Annotated in this window: 16 protein-coding genes and 3 pseudogenes; 9 read left to right on the top strand and 10 right to left on the bottom strand. The window is 60.9% G+C overall.

What is annotated here, in order from left to right; translation table 11 throughout:
* Window positions 1–211 precede the first annotated feature (211 nt).
* Complete coding sequence (locus tag M0D64_RS06850; RefSeq protein WP_266257098.1) at window positions 212–1,228, bottom strand: transporter; 1,017 nt, start codon at window positions 1,226–1,228, stop codon at window positions 212–214.
* The gene (locus tag M0D64_RS06845; RefSeq protein ID WP_233465443.1) at window positions 1,229–1,396 is read right to left on the bottom strand and encodes a ChaB family protein; all 168 of its coding nucleotides are present in this window, start codon (window positions 1,394–1,396) and stop codon (window positions 1,229–1,231) included. It abuts the gene before it with no gap.
* Between the two features lie 344 nt (window positions 1,397–1,740).
* Between M0D64_RS06845 and M0D64_RS44860 the strand changes: the two genes are divergently transcribed.
* Together M0D64_RS44860 and M0D64_RS06840 are read left to right on the top strand one after the other, a co-directional pair.
* Entirely contained in the window at window positions 1,741–1,854 is a 114-nt protein-coding gene (locus M0D64_RS44860; protein WP_367619651.1) for a hypothetical protein, read from the top strand.
* Window positions 1,855–1,860: 6 nt separating this feature from the next.
* Window positions 1,861–2,853, top strand: coding sequence for a DHH family phosphoesterase (locus M0D64_RS06840; protein WP_266257097.1), 993 nt, complete (start codon window positions 1,861–1,863; stop codon window positions 2,851–2,853).
* Between the two features lie 108 nt (window positions 2,854–2,961).
* Here M0D64_RS06840 and M0D64_RS06835 read toward each other — a convergent pair whose 3' ends face one another.
* Entirely contained in the window at window positions 2,962–3,333 is a 372-nt protein-coding gene (locus tag M0D64_RS06835) for a hypothetical protein (RefSeq protein ID WP_154567668.1), read from the bottom strand.
* On the opposite strand from M0D64_RS06835, the gene M0D64_RS06830 reads away from it, so the two are divergent.
* The 3 genes from M0D64_RS06830 (at window position 3,302) to M0D64_RS06820 (ending at window position 4,885) form a co-directional block, all read left to right on the top strand.
* Window positions 3,302–3,508, top strand: a complete 207-nt coding sequence (locus M0D64_RS06830; RefSeq protein WP_168436032.1) for a universal stress protein — start codon at window positions 3,302–3,304, stop codon at window positions 3,506–3,508. The genes M0D64_RS06835 and M0D64_RS06830 overlap by 32 nt on opposite strands.
* 118 nt (window positions 3,509–3,626) lie before the next feature.
* Window positions 3,627–4,559, top strand: coding sequence for a DnaJ C-terminal domain-containing protein (locus M0D64_RS06825; protein WP_154567666.1), 933 nt, complete (start codon window positions 3,627–3,629; stop codon window positions 4,557–4,559).
* Complete coding sequence (locus M0D64_RS06820) at window positions 4,556–4,885, top strand: chaperone modulator CbpM (RefSeq protein WP_168436031.1); 330 nt, start codon at window positions 4,556–4,558, stop codon at window positions 4,883–4,885. Before M0D64_RS06825 ends, M0D64_RS06820 begins: the two co-directional genes overlap by 4 nt.
* 134 nt (window positions 4,886–5,019) lie before the next feature.
* Here the strand turns inward: M0D64_RS06820 and M0D64_RS06815 are convergent, their stop codons facing one another.
* From M0D64_RS06815 to M0D64_RS06795, 5 genes and pseudogenes are all read right to left on the bottom strand, one after another.
* Window positions 5,020–5,415: a hypothetical protein gene (locus M0D64_RS06815; RefSeq protein WP_266257096.1), complete on the bottom strand. Its 396-nt coding sequence runs from the start codon at window positions 5,413–5,415 to the stop codon at window positions 5,020–5,022.
* 468 nt (window positions 5,416–5,883) lie between these two features.
* Window positions 5,884–6,312, bottom strand: coding sequence for a hypothetical protein (locus M0D64_RS06810; protein WP_266257095.1), 429 nt, complete (start codon window positions 6,310–6,312; stop codon window positions 5,884–5,886).
* Window positions 6,313–6,566: 254 nt separating this feature from the next.
* A pseudogene (locus M0D64_RS06805) lies at window positions 6,567–7,334 on the bottom strand (Tn3 family transposase); the annotation flags it as partial.
* Window positions 7,328–7,605, bottom strand: a pseudogene (locus M0D64_RS06800) (calcium-binding protein); the annotation flags it as partial. The pseudogenes M0D64_RS06800 and M0D64_RS06805, both read right to left, overlap by 7 nt.
* A gap of 176 nt (window positions 7,606–7,781) precedes the next feature.
* Entirely contained in the window at window positions 7,782–8,720 is a 939-nt protein-coding gene (locus tag M0D64_RS06795) for a LysR family transcriptional regulator (protein ID WP_266257227.1), read from the bottom strand.
* A 97-nt stretch (window positions 8,721–8,817) separates the two neighbouring features.
* Between M0D64_RS06795 and M0D64_RS06790 the strand changes: the two genes are divergently transcribed.
* A complete protein-coding gene (locus tag M0D64_RS06790) occupies window positions 8,818–9,831 on the top strand; it encodes a zinc-binding alcohol dehydrogenase family protein (RefSeq protein ID WP_266257094.1) in 1,014 nt (337 codons plus the stop codon).
* A 12-nt stretch (window positions 9,832–9,843) separates the two neighbouring features.
* Complete coding sequence (locus M0D64_RS06785) at window positions 9,844–10,281, top strand: heme-binding protein (protein ID WP_266257093.1); 438 nt, start codon at window positions 9,844–9,846, stop codon at window positions 10,279–10,281.
* A gap of 314 nt (window positions 10,282–10,595) precedes the next feature.
* Here the strand turns inward: M0D64_RS06785 and M0D64_RS06780 are convergent.
* Window positions 10,596–10,873, bottom strand: a pseudogene (locus tag M0D64_RS06780) (DDE-type integrase/transposase/recombinase); the annotation flags it as partial.
* 307 nt (window positions 10,874–11,180) lie between these two features.
* On the opposite strand from M0D64_RS06780, the gene M0D64_RS06775 reads away from it, so the two are divergent.
* On the top strand, window positions 11,181–12,515 hold the full coding sequence (locus M0D64_RS06775; protein ID WP_266257092.1) for an MFS transporter: 1,335 nt from the start codon (window positions 11,181–11,183) through the stop codon (window positions 12,513–12,515).
* Window positions 12,516–13,090: 575 nt separating this feature from the next.
* On the opposite strand, the gene cobA is transcribed toward M0D64_RS06775, so the two are convergent.
* Entirely contained in the window at window positions 13,091–13,912 is an 822-nt protein-coding gene (cobA, locus tag M0D64_RS06770) for a uroporphyrinogen-III C-methyltransferase (RefSeq protein WP_266257091.1), read from the bottom strand.
* Between the two features lie 748 nt (window positions 13,913–14,660).
* On the opposite strand from cobA, the gene nirB reads away from it, so the two are divergent.
* Window positions 14,661–17,201 (top strand): nitrite reductase large subunit NirB, encoded by a 2,541-nt coding sequence (nirB, locus tag M0D64_RS06765; RefSeq protein WP_266257090.1) that lies wholly within the window; start codon window positions 14,661–14,663, stop codon window positions 17,199–17,201.
* The last annotated feature ends 27 nt before the right edge of the window (window positions 17,202–17,228 follow it).

The following is a 17,228-nucleotide window of genomic DNA, read 5'->3' as shown; positions in this document are numbered from 1 at the left end:
GGCGGGCAGGGTGCCCACGGTTAAGCCAGGCCCACGGAAGAATCGGTCGCGGCAGGTCAACCCGACGATGTCGTCGTGCACATTCGCATTGACGCGCTATGTGATTGCTTCTGATGCCAGTTGATGTGCATCAATCCTGTCGGGACTACGGCTGAGACAGGGCCTGCTCGCAGCGAACCAGCCACTAGGTGGCGACCTGGGCGTGACGGTTTCAATCGCGTCGCGGGCGGAAAATCAGCCAGGCGGCCACACAGGTCAACAACACAGCGATCAGCGCGACGATCCAGAATCCGTGGTTGTCGTATTTAAAGGGCAAGCCACCTATGTTCATGCCCAACAAACCGGAGATCAGGTTGACCGGTAACGCGATAACCGCGACAGCGGTGAGGATCAGCACGCTGCGGTTAGTGTGCTCGGCAACCCGGTCGGCGATTTCCTCTTCGAGCAACTTGATGCGCTCCTGAAGTCCGGCCATGTCGCGCAACGTCAGGGAAAACGCCTCTGCGGATTGTCTGAGCGATTGGGCGTCCTCTTCCAGCACCCAGTGCGGCGGCCGGCTGACGAGGCGGAAAAGCGCGGCGGGTTCAGGTGCCAGCAGGCGGCGCAGTCGCACCAGATCGCGGCGAATGCCGCCGAGGCCCGAACGGGTTGGCAGTCTGCCGGCGAGCAGCGTTTCATCCACGTCGTTGGCGGCCTGCGCTGCCGTGCGCACAATGCCGATGAGTACATCGGCCTGTTCCTGCAGCAGATGGATCAGGAGAGCCATTGGGCTGCGGAAGGTTTCCCCCGCCTCGACCGCCAGTCTCAATTGATTGACTGAACGCAGCGGGGAATTGCGCACGCTAATCAGATAGTGAACGCCGACGTTCACCCACAGCGTCGCCACCTTGAGTGACGTCTTCCGCTCAAGGTCATATTCGACATCGTTAAGGACGGCGATTAGGGTCTGATAGACATGCGTGATTCGTGTTGAGCGAGAGCCTTCCTTAAGGGTATCGCCGAACGCCTCGGGTACTTGCACATGTTGAAGCGGCCAACCTTCCAGTACCGTAGGGATGTCGTGAAAATACAGCCAGATGAATTCCGTACTATCGTCGTCACGATGTTTCAACCATTCGATGGCTGTGTTCGCGTCGATCTCGCGGCCCACGCCGTTCCCCGAGAACAGATAGCCTCGGTCCAAAGGGAAATGATCGGTGTTTTGCGCCGACAGAAGTTCGGTGGCCATTCAATCCTCCTTCCTGGCGGGGCCTTGGTCCCGCGGCACCCACCATGTATCGGCTTGCTTGACGTATGAGCGCCTGACGGCATCCCAGGCAATCCGGTGGGCGATTTCTTCCTGACGTGACTCTTCGGCATGCGCTGCATAGGCATGGTTGAACGCGCTGCGATAGATGCCTTGCGCGTACTCGGGAAGACGATTGCGTATGGGGGGCGGGCAAATCGGTATCGAAATAATAGGGCATCGGTGTTCGGGGAAGGCAGGGTATTCACGATCGGGATTGACGTACAGCCAGACTAGGTTTTGCGCAGGGATTAGTGATTGACATGTATCAATCCTCAGAGGTCGACACGTCCAGTTTTCACGCGCTGCGCACGTGAGATTCGCTCATCATCCAGTCGAAGTCGCTCCTGCGGTATCTGCTTGATATGGGTCAAGAGGCTGGACCTTGAGCGAGCTATCGTGCATGCACAGATGCGTCTCAAGCAGGAGGCGGAGTCTAAGGAGACCACCTTGAAATAGAGGGCGAGAATCCGTTCCGGATGCGCACGTACCGCAACGCGGCGCACTCAGTGTCACGGAGCCGATCTGACACAGCCACGGTTTGGCGACCTCAAACCGCAATCTGGTGACGGTGCATGAAGCATTTCGATGTGTTCAATGGTGACGCCGACGGAATCTGCGCGCTGCACCAACTGCGGCTCGCGAAGCCATTGCGGTCCTTGCTGATCACGGGTGTCAAGCGCGACGTGGCGCTGCTCAGCCGCGTTCCCGCCAGGCGAGACATATCGGTGACGGTACTGGACATCTCTCTGGACACCAATCGGACCGCGTTGCTTGCATTGCTTGAGCACGGAGTCAAGGTTGAATACTTCGATCATCACTTTGCCGGCGCGATTCCCGAACATTCTGACCTGAGCACGTACATCGAGACGACGCCCGATATCTGCACGAGCATGCTCGTGGACCGTCATCTGGGAGGACAACACCGTCTCTGGGCTATTGTTGGCGCCTATGGCGACAACCTCGCGCACGCGGCGCAAACGCTTGCCGAGAGCCGCAGGCTCCAACCTGGCCACGCCGAACAACTGCGTGAACTGGGAGAGTCGATCAACTACAACGCCTATGGAGACAATGAGGCGGACCTCCTGATTCCACCTGCGAGACTTTACGAAACGCTGCGCGCTTATGCCGACCCATTCCAGTTCGCAGCGGACGAGCCGATTGCGCAGACGCTGTGCGACGCACGAAGGCACGACATGGAACTGGCGCTGGGAATGCGTCCCAGTGCTGTCCTCTCTGGCGGGTCAATGTATGTGTTGCCCAATAAGAAATGGGCTCGAAGGGTGCGGGGCATTTTCTCCAACTTTCTGGCAAGCAATTCACCTGATCGTGCCCATGCCGTGCTTACCGTGGGTGTGCAGGGTGACTATACGGTGAGCGTGCGTGCGCCGCTCGCCAATCCTTACGGCGCGGATGAGTTATGCAGACGGTTCGCAAGTGGCGGCGGCCGGGTCGGCGCGGCCGGCATCGGTCGGCTTCCGCACGATCGCCTGAGGGACTTCATGCAGGCGTTCGACAAAGCCTTTGATGTAGGCGTTGCCGTGACCGGCGACACGCCGCCACCTTGACCGCGTGTGGTCCACTCGAAATGGTCGAACGCGCTCTCAAGCTCATTCGGCTTGGTAAGTTGCCCACCAAGTTGCAAAGGCAAGCGGACAGCCTCACGGACTCCGCCGTCAGTCATTCTGCTTGCGCAGGGCATCGCGAAGCCGCTTGAGGCGAACCTGATATTGCTCAGACTCGCCATAGCTCAGGAAGCGCTGGTACCTCGCCTGCGTACCGAGCACCTTGGGGTTATCGAACTTTCCGTGCAATCTCTGGCGGTTTGATCTTAAATGCCCATATTGATCAATGGCTTCCGAAACCGACGATCGCGCGGAAGCCGCTCGAACTGCCGAGCCTTGCTGCAAGCCGCTCTGCGCACTACTACCGCCATAATTTGCACGGAAAGTTCGATAACCCTTAGTCACAGCACGTAGGGCGACGGCCGAACGCGGCGCGTCGGGCGACACTGAAATCGACGAAACCGAAAGTGCGGCAGACGACATTCCGAGTTGCCTGCAGCGCTGCGTGCGACGTCAGGGTGGCAACCTTGTCGTGATGGGCACGCAAGGCAGACATGGCGTGGGCACGGCCGTGCTTGGCAGCGTCACCGACCGGTTCCCGCGCCTGTCGACTTGCCCAGTCAGGCTGATCCGATCCGAGGCAGGCCTGTCACAGTGAAGCCGCGTACCAACCGTGCAACTTTGCCGGCCTATCCGGATTGGTATAAAGTCGATCCTTGACCGCCACGCGATGGATGCGCATCGCCGCATCCGTTCTTCATGAGTCTGCCGCCAGAATGAAATACAAAGACTATTACGAGACCTTGGGTCTCGAGCGCGGCGCGTCTCAGGAGGACGTCAAACGTTCGTATCGGAAGCTCGCGCGCAAGTACCACCCGGACCTCAGCAAGCACACTGACGCCGAAGATCGCTTCAAGGAACTGGGTGAAGCCTACGAGGTGCTCAAGGACCCGGAGAAGCGCGCGGCCTACGACCGCATGGGCAGCGAATGGCGCAACGGCCAGGACTTCCAGCCGCCGCCGAACTGGGACGAGGGCTTCGAATTCCGCGGCCCGGGCAACGAGGCCGGCGAACAAGCCGATTTCCACGATCTCTTCGAGAAGATGTTCGGTGGCGCGCATCCGCGGCAGCGGCCTTTCGATGTGCGCGGCGAAGACCATCACGCGAAGGTACTGATTGATCTCGAAGATTCCTATCGCGGCGCCCAGCGCTCGATTTCGCTGCAAATGCCGGTGATCGATGAACAAGGCCATGTTTCGCTAGAAACGCGTACGCTCGATGTATCCATTCCAAAGGGGATTCGCGCGGGCCAGCACCTGCGGCTGAGCGGGCAGGGAGCCGCAGGCGCCTCGCCCGGAACTGCCGGCGACCTCTATCTGGAAATCGCCTTTCGGGAACACTCGCGCTTTCGCGTGGACGGGCGCGACGTCTCGCTCGAGTTGCCGGTGGCACCGTGGGAAGCGGGCCTCGGCGCGCAGGTTACCGTGCCGACGCCTGACGGTTCGGTCGAGATGACGGTGCCAGCCAATTCTGCCGGCGGCAGGCGCTTGCGGCTCAAAGGCAAGGGCATTCCAGGCAACCCGCCTGGCGATCTGTATGTGATTCTGAACATCGTGCTACCGGCGGCGGATAGCGACACTGCGAAGGCCGCTTACGATGCGTTGCGGCAGGCGTTCAACTTCAATCCTCGCGCGCACTTCTATCGGTGATCATCGTGAAAGAGACGAGTACAACGACCTATTTGCAAGGGCAGATTGTCGACGAGAAAGTCGAGTTCACCTTAGTTGAATTGAGCCGGGTGAGCGGGGCATCGGAGGAGGAATTGACGCTCTGGGTGTCTGAGGGCGTGTTTGAGCCACGAGGCGACCGGCCGCAGGAGTGGCGCTTCAGCGGCGCGGCACTGCGGCGCGTGCGGACCGCGCAGCGGCTGGCACACGACTTTCAGATCAACCCTCCCGGCGTCGCGCTAGCCCTCGATCTGCTCGACGAGATCGACGCATTGCGCGCGCGTGTGAAGCGCCCTCGTGGAAACTAGGCGAGCCTGTGCGTGATGTCCTGCTGCACGGCGACCGCCGAGGCCGATCCGAATGATCCGGGCATCAGTCCTGCAAACGCGGAGCTCTGAATCTGAAGTTCAATGCAGCTATTCAGGACAATAGCCTGTATTTCCTACCTGTGAGCAAGTTGGGCAGATTGGGCCGCAAAGGCGTCGTTGATAGCCAGGTTATACGTTACCTCGCAGAATCCGGGATTATCATCCAGCAGTTTTCTCTCCAGGGTTTCGCAATCAGGACGCTTGTCGAGTGCTGCCGAGACATATGCCCGTGCGTCCTGGTTCAGACGGCTAACACGCGCTATCGCCTCGTCTATCTGTTGCAGGGTCTGGTTCGGGTAGATCTCCGAAACAATGATCGCCCCGGAGGATGATGAAGATCCCAGCGGTGTGTCGACGAGGCTATGGTTATAGCGCTCGACACGAAAGACACCATCCATGAACTCTCCCTCTGACGCAATCTTCAGCGCGTGATCGCGCCCTGTAACTGAGGGTGGTTGAAGATCACTCATGGCCTCTCCCGATTTCATGGTGAATGCCTGTTCGTTTAGACTAGCAGATCCTGGCGTGTAGGGTTGCGTTGCTTAAAACAGGGCCACGATGTAGTGTGGTCACCGGCGGAGCACCTCGTTGGTTCAGGATTGGACCGGCTTCAGCCACCATCTGCCAGTCGCCAGGGCGAGCCAACGGACATTCGATGAACGATTCCGGGGGGGCCGACGTTTGCCACGTCAATCGATGTCATCGACGGTCTGGGCAACGTACTCGCCCAAGCCGCTTCCTTGCCAAACCCTAAATACCCGGGCGAATAACAACCAGCCGGTTCCGCAGTGGGATCATCACCAGGGTCTGGACGAAAACGTAGAGCCCCACCACGGCGAAGGTCATTGTGACGAGATCCTCTCGTCCGGTGATTGAGCGCGGCAATCCGAGCGCAAGTGTATATGCGGGGCTGGTGGCAGCAAGTTAGGCTACGGCGGTCATTCCATCGACGGCGGTTCCATCGGTCCAGCAAACAGTGCGCGGTCGAAGAACGGGTCGTCCAGTTCCAATATTTCATCGTCACCGAGAAGGACCACGACTAACTGCCGTGAACCGTTCCCGGGCACGTCTGCGATCTCCCCGATTGTTTGTTTCGGCGACCGGTCGTCCGTAAATCGCACCCAGTAGTATCCCGGCGCTACGGGTCGTGTGTCCATCCATTCCATAACTGATACCTCCTGAAATCCCGGGTAGTTGATCGCTACCGCATCGTCGATTTTATCGCCCGCGCGTCGACGGCAGTTGCACGGCACAGTCAGCCAGGAATCGTTGCTAGTCTGGGGTGCCTTTGATTTTCTTGCATTTTCCCGGTTAGGGGCACGTAAGCCTGGCGCGGCTCCGCCTTGTGACCCTGTATAAATTTTCATTCCAATCAAGCACCTGCTGACTACTCGTTTGGGGGACTCGCATTTGCGTGATGGCGGTAGCAGCCCGATGCGCTCCGAAAAAGGGTGTTGAAAAGCCAATAATGCAGACGCCGTCTGCATTATTGATTCACTGGCAGGACTCGACAGCTTAGGCTCGACGACTGGCGGTCGATGTGTGCAGATCACTCGCGAACCTTGGAAGGATTCGTCGCGCGTACCGCGCCACCGGGAAGTTGAATGTCCCGCGCAGATTGATACCCTCCAGGTGGGTCGGCTTCGAAGATTGCCCGTCTCAGGCGATCGGCCTCTGCGTCTCCCGGCTGGGCATCCAATTGATCGAGATGTACTGCTGTGTCGATCCGCACCTTGCCTTCATCCACTGCTTGCCCTAGCAATTCGAAGCGCTGATCGAGATGTGTCAGAATCGGACCCAGAAATTCCATAGGGTCCTGCGGCAGGCCAAGATGCCCATACACATTGTTTCGCTTTATTGGCCACTCTTCGGCTGGGATCAGCATGTGCGTCTGGCTACGGAACGAGAAGCTGTGCGCGATGAAGACAGAGCCATTACGCAGAGCAACCCGTAAGGAAAACAGGGTGGCCCACTCGAACGCCACCATCGCCTTGAGGCGATCGTAGCCATCGATCGCTTCGCGCTATGCCCGACCAAGCCGGATGTTCACGCCGTCGGGCAACAGATAGGCATGACGTCGATAGAGACCTCGGAGCAGGACGATTGCGTCGAGCACCGGATGTGTGGTTTCCGCCCCGAATGGCAACTGCACGATACGCATCAGCATGTTGCGCGCATAGTGCGGTTTCAGAATCAGTCATTGACGGATCTGGCTGCGCCGGTTCAGCGCACTCGGATGCAGGACATGGCCAGCCAGCACGCAAAGTTCTTTACGCAGGTCTTCATGTGACAGCGATTCGTCGGTGGCAAGTGCTTTTACAGCAGCCGCAAATTCATGGAGCTGGTCTGCGGCCTTGACCCTCGCAGTGTCGACCTCGCGGGAACGATCTGGGCCACGGGGGGCCACCACGTCACGTTGGCCCCGCCGAACCCAGACGAAGATGCCAACCCGACACAGGTCTTCATGAAGCGAGTCCTGTGACCGAGACGTGTTCACCCGGGCGCAGCGGTGAAGAGGCCATTGCTTTGCGAATGCCGGCCTCGAATGAAAACGAGAGCTGCTCTTCCATAGAGCAGTACCACGACGTCGCCCGCTCTTCCTCGGTATAGGCGTCGTGCGCCCGTCGGTACGGCCTCTCCCGTTGCGTCGTCCATCGCATTGCTCCGTCGTTACGATGGCTACAGCTTCGCACCGCGCTTACGTGCGTTCAAGACGGGATGCGCTGACGGATACATGTATGACTCGCCGCATGAGACCCAATTCGGCCAACAGACGACCTTCGCGGGCAACGGGGTTCGGACATTCAGACGTCCGTTGCGCCCTGTAGGCGGCCAATTAAATCGCGAGTACAGCCTGAGTGCCTCCGGATGGATGGCTGGCAAGCCATGCAGTGCAGCGCTCCCGCAAGAAAGCATGCAACGCGTTAATCGCCGGCGACAGTTGCGCACGGTGAGCACAAATCAAGTGCAGCGGCGCGAGCTCGCAATACTCCGGGGGAAATAACTCCACCAGCCGACCTGCCTTCAGATCGTCAATGAGGTCCAGCCGCGACTTGTAGACAAGGCCTTCCCCGGCTATCGCCCAGCGACGAACTGCATCGGCATCGTCGCTGATGCGATTGCCTGTGACGGCCACGGTGCGCTCGCCGCCAGGCGGGGTAAAGTGCCAGCGTTCATGTATCTGCTCGCTCCAGACGTACCGAAGGCAGTTGTGTCGCCGCAGATCCTCAACTTTGGCCGGTGCGCCATGCCGTTCGAGGTATGACGGCGCGGCACACAATGCGCGTCGATTGTTGTCGACCAGTTTCATGGCCAGAAGAGACGAATCTGGCAGCGCTCCGTAGCGCACGAGCGCATCCAGCGGCTGGCGGATGAGGTCGGCCGCACGGTCGCTTATTTTCACGTGCAGCGACAAACCAGGGTGCCGGTGCTGAAATTCATCCAGCCACGGTAACAGCAGGTTTCGACCAAAGTCAGACGGAGCGGACAGCCGCAGCGGCCCGGACAGCGCCCCCCGGCCGTCGGCCAGGGCCTGCTGGCCTTGCTCCAGCGCGCCAATCATGACCCGCGCATGCGGCAGGTATCGCTCCCCGGCGTCCGAAAGTTGCATGCTTCGCGTCGAACGGGTGAACAGGCGCGTGTCCAGCGCCTTTTCGAGTCGCTGCACTGACGCACTCGCATGTGCGGGCGCGATATTCAACTGGCGCGCCGCCTCCGAGAAGCTGCCGTAGTCCACCGTGTGTACGAAGATCTGAACGTCATCGAGTCGGATCATTTTCATCGAAATGCCGAAATTGTTTGGGCTCGGCGGGTATTTATCCGCATATCGACGAAAGATAACATGGTCTCAATCACCCTTGGAGACCACGTGTATGAAAGCAATTGGCTTCTATCAGAACCATCCCATCAGCCACCCGCAGGCGCTGCAGGATATCGAGCTGCCGACGCCGGAGCTGCGCGACCACGATCTGCTGGTGGAAGTGAAAGCGGTATCGGTCAACCCGGTCGATACCAAAATCCGGCGCGGTGGAGATATTCCGGAAGGCGGTGCGCGCATCGCCGGCTGGGACGCGGCGGGAATCGTCCGCGCGACCGGTCCGCTGGCAACCCGCTTCAAGGCAGGCGACCGTGTCTGGTACGCGGGTGACATCAAGCGGCCCGGCAGCAACAGCGAACTGCACGCCGTGGACGAGCGCATCGTCGGACCTATGCCGATCTCACTGGACTTCGCCGCGGCCGCGTCGTTGCCGCTGACGACGATCACTGCGTGGGAGCTGCTGTTCGACCGTCTGCGTGTTCACGCAGCGGACCCGACCGACAACAACGTGCTGCTCGTCATTGGAGCGGCTGGCGGCGTCGGTTCGATTCTGACCCAACTGGCGCGCGAGTTGACTGGCATGACCGTCATCGGCACGGCCTCGCGGCCGGAAACCCGCGAGTGGGTGCTGGCCCATGGCGCACATTACGTCCTCGATCATCATCAGGCCTGGGCACCCCAGTTGGCCGCGCTCGGCATCGAGCACGTTACCCACGTTGCCGGGCTGAACAACAGCGCCGCCTATGTACCGCAAATCGTCTCCGTGCTGCGCCCGGAAGGCCAGTTCGCACTCATCGACGACCCGGTGGGTCTGGACATCGGGCCGTTCAAGGGGAAATCCATCTCGATTCACTGGGAGCTGATGTTCACCCGCGCGATGTTCACCACCGACACCCTCGCACGGCAATACGCGTTGCTGCGCCGCGCGGCGGAGCTGGTCGATCTGGGCCGCCTCAAGCACACGCTGACCCGACGCATTGACGGCATCAACGCCGCAGGTCTGATCGAGGCGCATGCGCTGGTCGAGGCAGGCCATATGATCGGCAAGGTCGTCGTCGCCAACCGCTGAACTCTTCTGACAATGAGCATCAACATGACATCGCAAATCATCAGCACGACAACGATCAGCCTGGAAGCTGCACAAGCATTGCTGGCAGAAGCGCGCCGCGCGTGCGCCGCGCGCGGATTCGCCGCGACGATCGCAATTACCGATGCAGGAGGCCACCTGCGCACTTTCGAGCGAGCGGATACCGCCCCGTTCCTTACCGTTGATGTCGCCATCGACAAGGCATGGACCGCCGCGTCGTTCGGCATGGCCACGCACCAATGGAATCAGTACATGGCCGAGCCCACCGTTGCCCCACTGGCGCACCATCCGCGGCTGACGCCGGTCGGCGGTGGCGTACCGATCTTCCACGAAGGGCGTCTGGTGGGTGGCATCGGTGTTTCTGGCGGAACATCGATTCAAGACCACGAGGCCGCTGAGGAAGCGCTGCGTCACGCAGGGTTTAAGCAGTAAGCCTGGGCCGTTGAACGATCGCCTTGCCGTCAATCGACAAACGTCCACAAAGAGGTGGAACCGTTGCTCGTGAGGGACCGGCGCGGACGGCCGGATCACTCCGATAACTGCCATTGAAGCCCTGGCGGCTCGAACGGCGACTTCGGGTCGACTTCGGCCGGTGCAATCCCTGCGCTTTCGGACTACCAACCAAAGACAACGCCCGAGAATTCCGAGCGTTGGATTTTTCAGCAGCTGCTGAATTTTTTTCACTATCTTCGGCAGCACTCTTTCACTTACTTGGCACAGTCTTCACTTTCTGTGTCACCCGACAAGCCGGGCAAGCGACGCTTGCGTTCGCGCGTCGGTTGGTGGCTATCCTCCCCGCGGTTGTTCAGTCGAGCGGCCGCTTTGACGAACACGTGCTCCGCCTTCGCAAGTTTCGGAATCTCGGCTTTCCCCGCCGGATAGCAATGGGGTTGGTCAGTCGCGATCTTGCGAGGCTCCTCAACATCGGAGGCACGTAGGCGCTTGAAGAAGCGGCGGCAACCTTGTCGCGGCGCTTCTGTAGCAGGATATCGAGCCGGGCGTCGTGCTGGCCGACCGTGCGCCACCTCTTTTCCTCCGCACTGGAGCGGTGCTGTGCTGCACCATCGGCGTGCCTGACCAGTCGAAATAAGTCGTGCCGCGGACAGGGCGCGTCACGTGGTATTGCTGTTTTCGGCTTCCTGGCACGCCGGACGTCGAATTCCGAGGTATGGCACGGCATATGCATATATAGCCCGCATAGGGCAAAGGCGACCTATCTTCATTTGAATCAGTAGCAACAACCTCACAATAGACTTTTGGACAACGGCGTCCCCCGAATCCAGTCATCTGACTGGGCTCGCGGGACGCTTTTTCTTTTTTCCGGAACGACGATGACGGACAAAGCCACTCGCATCCAACTCTTCAGCCTGCGCACGCCACCGATGCGCGCTTTCCATCTGACGTGGATGGCGTTCTTCGTCTGCTTCTTTGCGTGGTTCGCCTGTGCGCCATTGATGCCGTTGATCAAGCGCGAATTCGGGCTTTCAGTCGACCAGGTCGCCAATATCAACATCGCCGCGGTCGCCGTCACGATCCTTGTGCGTCTGTTGATCGGTCCGCTGTGCGACCGCTACGGCCCGCGCAGGATTTATTGTGGCCTGATGCTCGCGGGTGTATTTCCGGTGCTCGGTGCCGCGCTCTCCACTAGCTACGAAAGTTTCCTGCTATGCCGCTTGTGTATCGGCGCGGTCGGCGCCTGCTTTGTCATCAGCCAGTATCACACCTCGATGATGTTCGCGCCGAATGTGGTCGGGACCGCCAACGCGGCGACGGCCGGCTGGGGCAACACCGGGGCAGGCGCTGCGCAGGCACTCGTGCCGCTGCTGCTGGCGGCGGTCATGGCGCTCGGCGCAGCACAGTCATCGGCATGGCGACTTGCGCTCATGGTGCCGGGCCTTGCGATGCCCGTCATGGCGATTTTTTACTGGCGCTTCACGCAGGACTGTCCGCAAGGAAACTTTGCGGAACTCCGCTCGCGCGGAATCGCGATCGAAGGCGGTAAGAAGGGCGGTTGGGCGAGTTTCCGGGCGGCCTGCACGAACTATCGCGTCTGGATGCTGTTCACCACCTACGCAGCGTGTTTCGGCGTCGAGGTTTTCATTCACAACGTCGCCGCAATCTATTACGTCGATCATTTCCATCTGTCGCTGAAGGCGGCAGGCATGGCCGCCGGAAGCTTCGGCCTGCTCGCACTGTTTGCCCGCGCATTGGGTGGGTGGCTGTCGGACAAGGCTGCCGCGCGTCGAGGCCTCGACGTCCGCGCGACCTTGCTGTTCGTACTGATCGTCGGCGAAGGGTTCGGCCTCATGGGCTTTGCGCATGCGGACAGCATGGTACCGGCCGTGATCGCCATGCTGGTCTTCGGGCTGTTCACGCACATGGCCTGCGGCGCGACCTACGCGCTGGTGCCGTTCATTGACCGCAAGGCGCTCGGCGGCGTTGCGGGTGTGATTGGCGCTGGTGGCAATGTCGGCGCGGTGGCGGCCGGTTTCCTGATGAAAGGCGTCGGCAACGTTCAGCAGACGCTGGCGATCCTCGGCATGCTCGTCACGCTGTCCGCGTTATGCGCGCTGGCAGTGCGCTTCAGTAGCGAACACAAGGCACGCGAAGCGGCGCTACGCGAGCACGCGCTGGCTGCCACCGGCACCAACGGCATTGCAAGTTGACGACACGGCCTTCGCATACAGACCGCAGTCAAAGGTCGCAGCACGGGTGCTCGCAAGATCCTTGAGTGCACGGCACAAAGGTGCGCCCTCGGTTCGGATCGCGGGCGGTTCGATTTTAGATGCCTGCGCCGTAGCCAGAGATTCAGGAAAGCCAGTATCGGGACCATGCTGGCGATGCCATCCGCTCAGGCGTACTGCACGGAGAAGGTGCTGCGCCGCCTCAGAATGCATCAACCCGGTCCGGACATCCCCGCCCCACGAGACTTCTGGCGTTATCTCGGCGCACGCCTTCGCGCTGGTTCGCGTGGGCGATGTCTGCCGAGAGCGTGGTAGTGGACAGTCCGATCCGGGCCGCGGCTGTGCGTGCCGATAACGGGGCGTGATTTAGAAGGCGCGCGCGGCTGGGCTGGTGTGAGGTGGCCGCGCTTTCTGTTTTCATGGTATTTGCCGTGTTTGGGTGTTATCCCGGAAGTGTGCGTCGCGTGGGCGGGCTGGCCGGATGCGGTGCTTGCGGATAAACCTTGTTGGCTAGACCGTGGCACTTGGCGTCAAGCCTTAAGCCGTTAGTAACTCGCTCATGCACTACAGCGCACAGTATCGTGCATGTCGTGCGGCGCATGAACAGAATGCGAAGACCACGCCACCGCATCGAATCTCGTCTCACCTGACGGGTATTCCGCCAGCGCAGTGGCCTCGCCGATCGCCTGGCCGACGAGGATCACAGCCGGGCTGCCGAGCCCGGCCGAAAGCGCGCTGGCGGCAATCGTGTCGAGCGTCCCCAGTACATGCCGCTCGGCAGTGCTGCTTGCAGATTGCACCACCGCAGCGGGCGTGCAGCCGGGCAGCGTCGCCATCAGCGCGGCACACAGGCTCTCGATGCGGCTCATGCCCATGTAGATCACGAGCGTCGTGCTGGTGGCGGCCAATGCGGCCCAGTTGGGTTCGCTGTGGTCGCGCAAATGCGCGGTGACGAACGTCACCCCCTGGCAGTGGTCGCGATGCGTCAGAGAAATGCCGAGACCCGCCGCCGCCGCAAACCCGGACGAAATGCCGTTGACGATTTCGAATGGAATCTGCGCGCGCCGCAAATCAGTCAGTTCTTCGCCGGCACGGCCAAACAGCAGCGCGTCGCCGCCTTTCACGCGTACCACGTGCCGTCCAGCGCGCGCGTAGCGCAGGATCAGGCGCTGAATGAACGCCTGTGGGGTCGACCTGCAACCGCCGCGCTTGCCGACCCGAATCACGCGCGCCTGCGGCGCAAGTGCAACGATCTCGGGATTGACGAGGTCGTCGAGCAGTACGACGTCGGCGCTTGCCAGCAGCTTCGCTGCCCTGATCGTAAGCAGATCCAGGTCACCCGGACCCGCGCTGAGTAAAGTGACCTTGCCGGTTACCATGGTGATTTCCTTACCCGTCCTGAAACGGTCAGTTGGACGAGCGCTGCGCCAAATGCAAACGGCGTCCGCTCGTCGTGTTGAACGAGGGGACGCCGTTGTCCTGAGGTGCATTGCTTGTGCTGCAGGTTGCGCATCACGCATCACCTGCAGCGTGATTCGGTGCGTCAGCAGCGTTGCCGCGCGTATCGATAACGCAATATCCACGCCAGACGGTGCCTGCGCGGTCAGCAGCGCAAGTCCCAGCGCGGCGTCATCCGCGCGAGCCAACCGTGGCCGTGCGTCGTGAGGCCGCGCCGGCGGGCGAATGTCGCAGCAGCAAGGTACGCAGCGCAGGGCGAAAAACGTCTGGTCTGCAGACTAATCTATTTGCAGGAGCAAGGCTGAAGCCGGCCCCCTTCGTCCGGCTCGCCGCACGGATGATGTGCCGCACCGCACCAGTCTTGTGCTTTGCCGCATCAAAACACATCTTCCTGTTGCGCCCCAGACTGGTGCTGAAATCTGGTGTCACCCGTGGCTGGGGCCACTGCGGCCGATTTGACGCATGGCACGGCCTTTGCGTAAGTATGCGCGGAGGACCAATGGCGGTCCGGCCCGCATGCAGCAGAAGTCAATCCCTAGATTACGGTTTTTTGGACAACGGCGTCCCCTGAATTCAGTCACCTGATGGCTGGATCCGCGGGACGCCTTTTTATTTGCCGGACGAAAAAACATGCCGCGAACCGCGTTGGAAATAGATGGGACTCCAGTCATGAACGTTGTCGTCATTGGTCACGGCATGGTGGGGCACAAGCTTCTTGAATGTCTTGTGGATGACGCGAGAGCCGCGCTGCACATCACCGTGCTGTGCGAGGAGCCTCGTCCCGCTTATGACCGGGTACATCTGTCCGAATTCTTTTCCGGCAAATCCGCTGAGGATCTCTCGCTCGTGAAGCCTGGTTTTTTCGATCGCGAGAACGTGCTGCTCAGGCTCAACGCAAAGGCGGTGTCGATTAACCGGGAGGACCACACAGTAAGCATCTCGACCGGTGAGACGCTTTCCTATGACAAACTGGTGCTCGCCACTGGTTCCTCGCCGTTTGTTCCGCAGATGGCGGGCAGCGATCGTGAGGACTGCTTTGTCTATCGCACCATCGAAGATCTCGAGGCGATGCAGGCATGCGGCGCTCGGGCGAAGTCGGGTGTGGTGGTAGGCGGCGGCTTGCTGGGGCTTGAATGCGCGAAGGCGCTGCATGATATGGGATTGGCCGCGCATGTCGTCGAGTTCGCCCCGCGCCTGATGGCGGTGCAGGTCGACGACGGCGGCGGACGGGTGCTGCGCAGCAAGATCGAGGAACTGGGCGTGCAGGTCCATACGGCCAAGCACACGCTTACCATCACCGATGGCGAAGCGGGCACCCACCGGATGCAGTTCGCCGACGGCACGCATCTCGACACCGACATGATCGTGTTCTCCGCAGGTATCCGTCCGCGCGACGAGATCGCGCGTGACTGCGGACTGGATCTGGGCCCGCGCGGCGGCATTGCTATCGATGACACCTGCCGCACGAGCGATCCGGACATCTATGCGATCGGCGAATGCGCGGCGTGGAACGGCACGGTGTATGGCCTCGTGGCGCCAGGGTATGACATGGCGCGCGTTACGGCGAAGCAATTGCTGGGCGATCAGGCTGGCTTCTGCGGTGCGGACATGAGCACCAAACTCAAGCTGATGGGCGTGGATGTCGCGAGCATTGGCGACGCGCACGGCAAGACGCCGGGCAGCCGCACGTACCAGTTCAGCGACGAACGCAAGCAGGTCTACAAGAAGATGGTGGTGTCGGAGTGCGGCAAGCAACTGCTCGGCGCCGTGATGGTGGGCGATGCGAGCGAATACGGCACGCTGCTGCAGATGATGCTGAATCGCATCGAGCTGCCCGAAGCGCCGGAATTCCTCATCCTGCCGCAAAGCGACGGCAAGGCCAAACCCGGCCTCGGGGTCGACGCGCTGCCCGAGGCCGCGCAGATCTGCTCGTGCAACAACGTCTCCAAAGGCGACCTGTGCGCTGCGGTGTGCGCGGGCGCGACCGACATCGGCTCGCTCAAATGCGCGACCCAGGCCGGCACGTCGTGCGGCGGCTGCGTGCCGCTCGTCACGCAGGTGATGAAGGCCGAGATGAAGAAGCAGGGCCTCGCGGTCAACAACCACCTGTGCGAACACTTCCCGTATTCGCGCCAGGAGCTGTATCACATCGTGCGCGTAGAAGGTGTGCGCAGCTTCGGCGAATTGCTGGCTAAGCACGGACATGGTCTTGGCTGCGATATCTGCAAGCCGGCCGTGGCGAGCATCCTCGCGTCGTGCTGGAACGAATTCGTGCTGAAGAAAGAGCACGCATCGCTGCAGGACACCAACGACTACTACCTCGCCAACATCCAGCGCGACGGCACCTATTCGGTCGTGCCACGCATGGCGGGTGGCGAAGTGACGCCTGACGGTTTGATCGCGGTCGGCGAGGTGGCGAAGAAATACGGGCTCTACACGAAAATCACCGGCGGTCAGCGAGTCGATATGTTCGGCGCGCGCGTCGAGCAACTGCCGTTCATCTGGGAAGAACTGATTGCCGCCGGTTTCGAATCGGGCCACGCATATGGCAAGTCGCTGCGTACCGTGAAGTCGTGCGTCGGTTCGACGTGGTGCCGTTATGGTGTCGGCGATTCAGTAGGACTCGCGGTCGAACTCGAGAACCGCTACAAGGGCCTGCGCACGCCGCACAAGATCAAGTTCGGCGTATCGGGCTGCACCCGCGAATGCGCGGAAGCACAGGGCAAGGACGTCGGCATCATCGCCACCGAGAAGGGCTGGAATCTCTACGTATGCGGCAACGGCGGCATGAAGCCGCGCCACGCCGAACTGCTCGCGTCCGACCTCGATCAAGAGACCCTGGTGCGCTACATCGACCGCTTCCTGATGTTTTACGTGCGTACGGCCGACCGTCTGCAACGCACCAGCGTGTGGCGTGACAACCTCGAAGGCGGACTCGACTATCTGATCGATGTGGTCGTCAACGATCACCTGGGCGTGGCCGCGGAACTCGAAGTCGAAATGCAGCAGGTGGTCGACAGCTACGAAGACGAGTGGAAGAAAGCCGTCACCGATCCTGAAACACGCAAACGCTTCCGCCATTTCGTCAACAGCGAAAAGGCCGACGGCACTGTTACGTTTGTGGAGGAACGCGGCCAGATCCGGCCCGCGACACCCGCCGAGCGGCGAGCGAAGCAGTTCCCGGTTCCGGTGGTCGTCGAGACCGCCTGACCCTCCACGCCACCTACCCTGAGGAGA

The organism is Paraburkholderia sp. WS6 (assembly GCF_030464835.1).
In the GTDB taxonomy this organism is placed as follows: domain Bacteria; phylum Pseudomonadota; class Gammaproteobacteria; order Burkholderiales; family Burkholderiaceae; genus Paraburkholderia; species Paraburkholderia madseniana.
Note: the sequence above shows the minus strand (reverse complement) of the source record. Positions and strands in the feature narration are given on the sequence as shown.

Coding starts and splice junctions, on each gene's coding strand:
- nirB (WP_266257090.1), top strand. CDS start 14,661: ATGAACGTTGTCGTCATTGGTCACGGCATGGTGGGGCACAAGCTTCTT.
- M0D64_RS06810 (WP_266257095.1), bottom strand. CDS start 6,312: ATGAAAATTTATACAGGGTCACAAGGCGGAGCCGCGCCAGGCTTACGT.
- M0D64_RS06835 (WP_154567668.1), bottom strand. CDS start 3,333: ATGTCGTCTGCCGCACTTTCGGTTTCGTCGATTTCAGTGTCGCCCGAC.
- M0D64_RS06850 (WP_266257098.1), bottom strand. CDS start 1,228: ATGGCCACCGAACTTCTGTCGGCGCAAAACACCGATCATTTCCCTTTG.
- cobA (WP_266257091.1), bottom strand. CDS start 13,912: ATGGTAACCGGCAAGGTCACTTTACTCAGCGCGGGTCCGGGTGACCTG.
- M0D64_RS06815 (WP_266257096.1), bottom strand. CDS start 5,415: ATGAGTGATCTTCAACCACCCTCAGTTACAGGGCGCGATCACGCGCTG.
- M0D64_RS06825 (WP_154567666.1), top strand. CDS start 3,627: ATGAAATACAAAGACTATTACGAGACCTTGGGTCTCGAGCGCGGCGCG.
- M0D64_RS06795 (WP_266257227.1), bottom strand. CDS start 8,720: ATGATCCGACTCGATGACGTTCAGATCTTCGTACACACGGTGGACTAC.
- M0D64_RS06785 (WP_266257093.1), top strand. CDS start 9,844: ATGAGCATCAACATGACATCGCAAATCATCAGCACGACAACGATCAGC.
- M0D64_RS06775 (WP_266257092.1), top strand. CDS start 11,181: ATGACGGACAAAGCCACTCGCATCCAACTCTTCAGCCTGCGCACGCCA.
- M0D64_RS06840 (WP_266257097.1), top strand. CDS start 1,861: ATGAAGCATTTCGATGTGTTCAATGGTGACGCCGACGGAATCTGCGCG.
- M0D64_RS06790 (WP_266257094.1), top strand. CDS start 8,818: ATGAAAGCAATTGGCTTCTATCAGAACCATCCCATCAGCCACCCGCAG.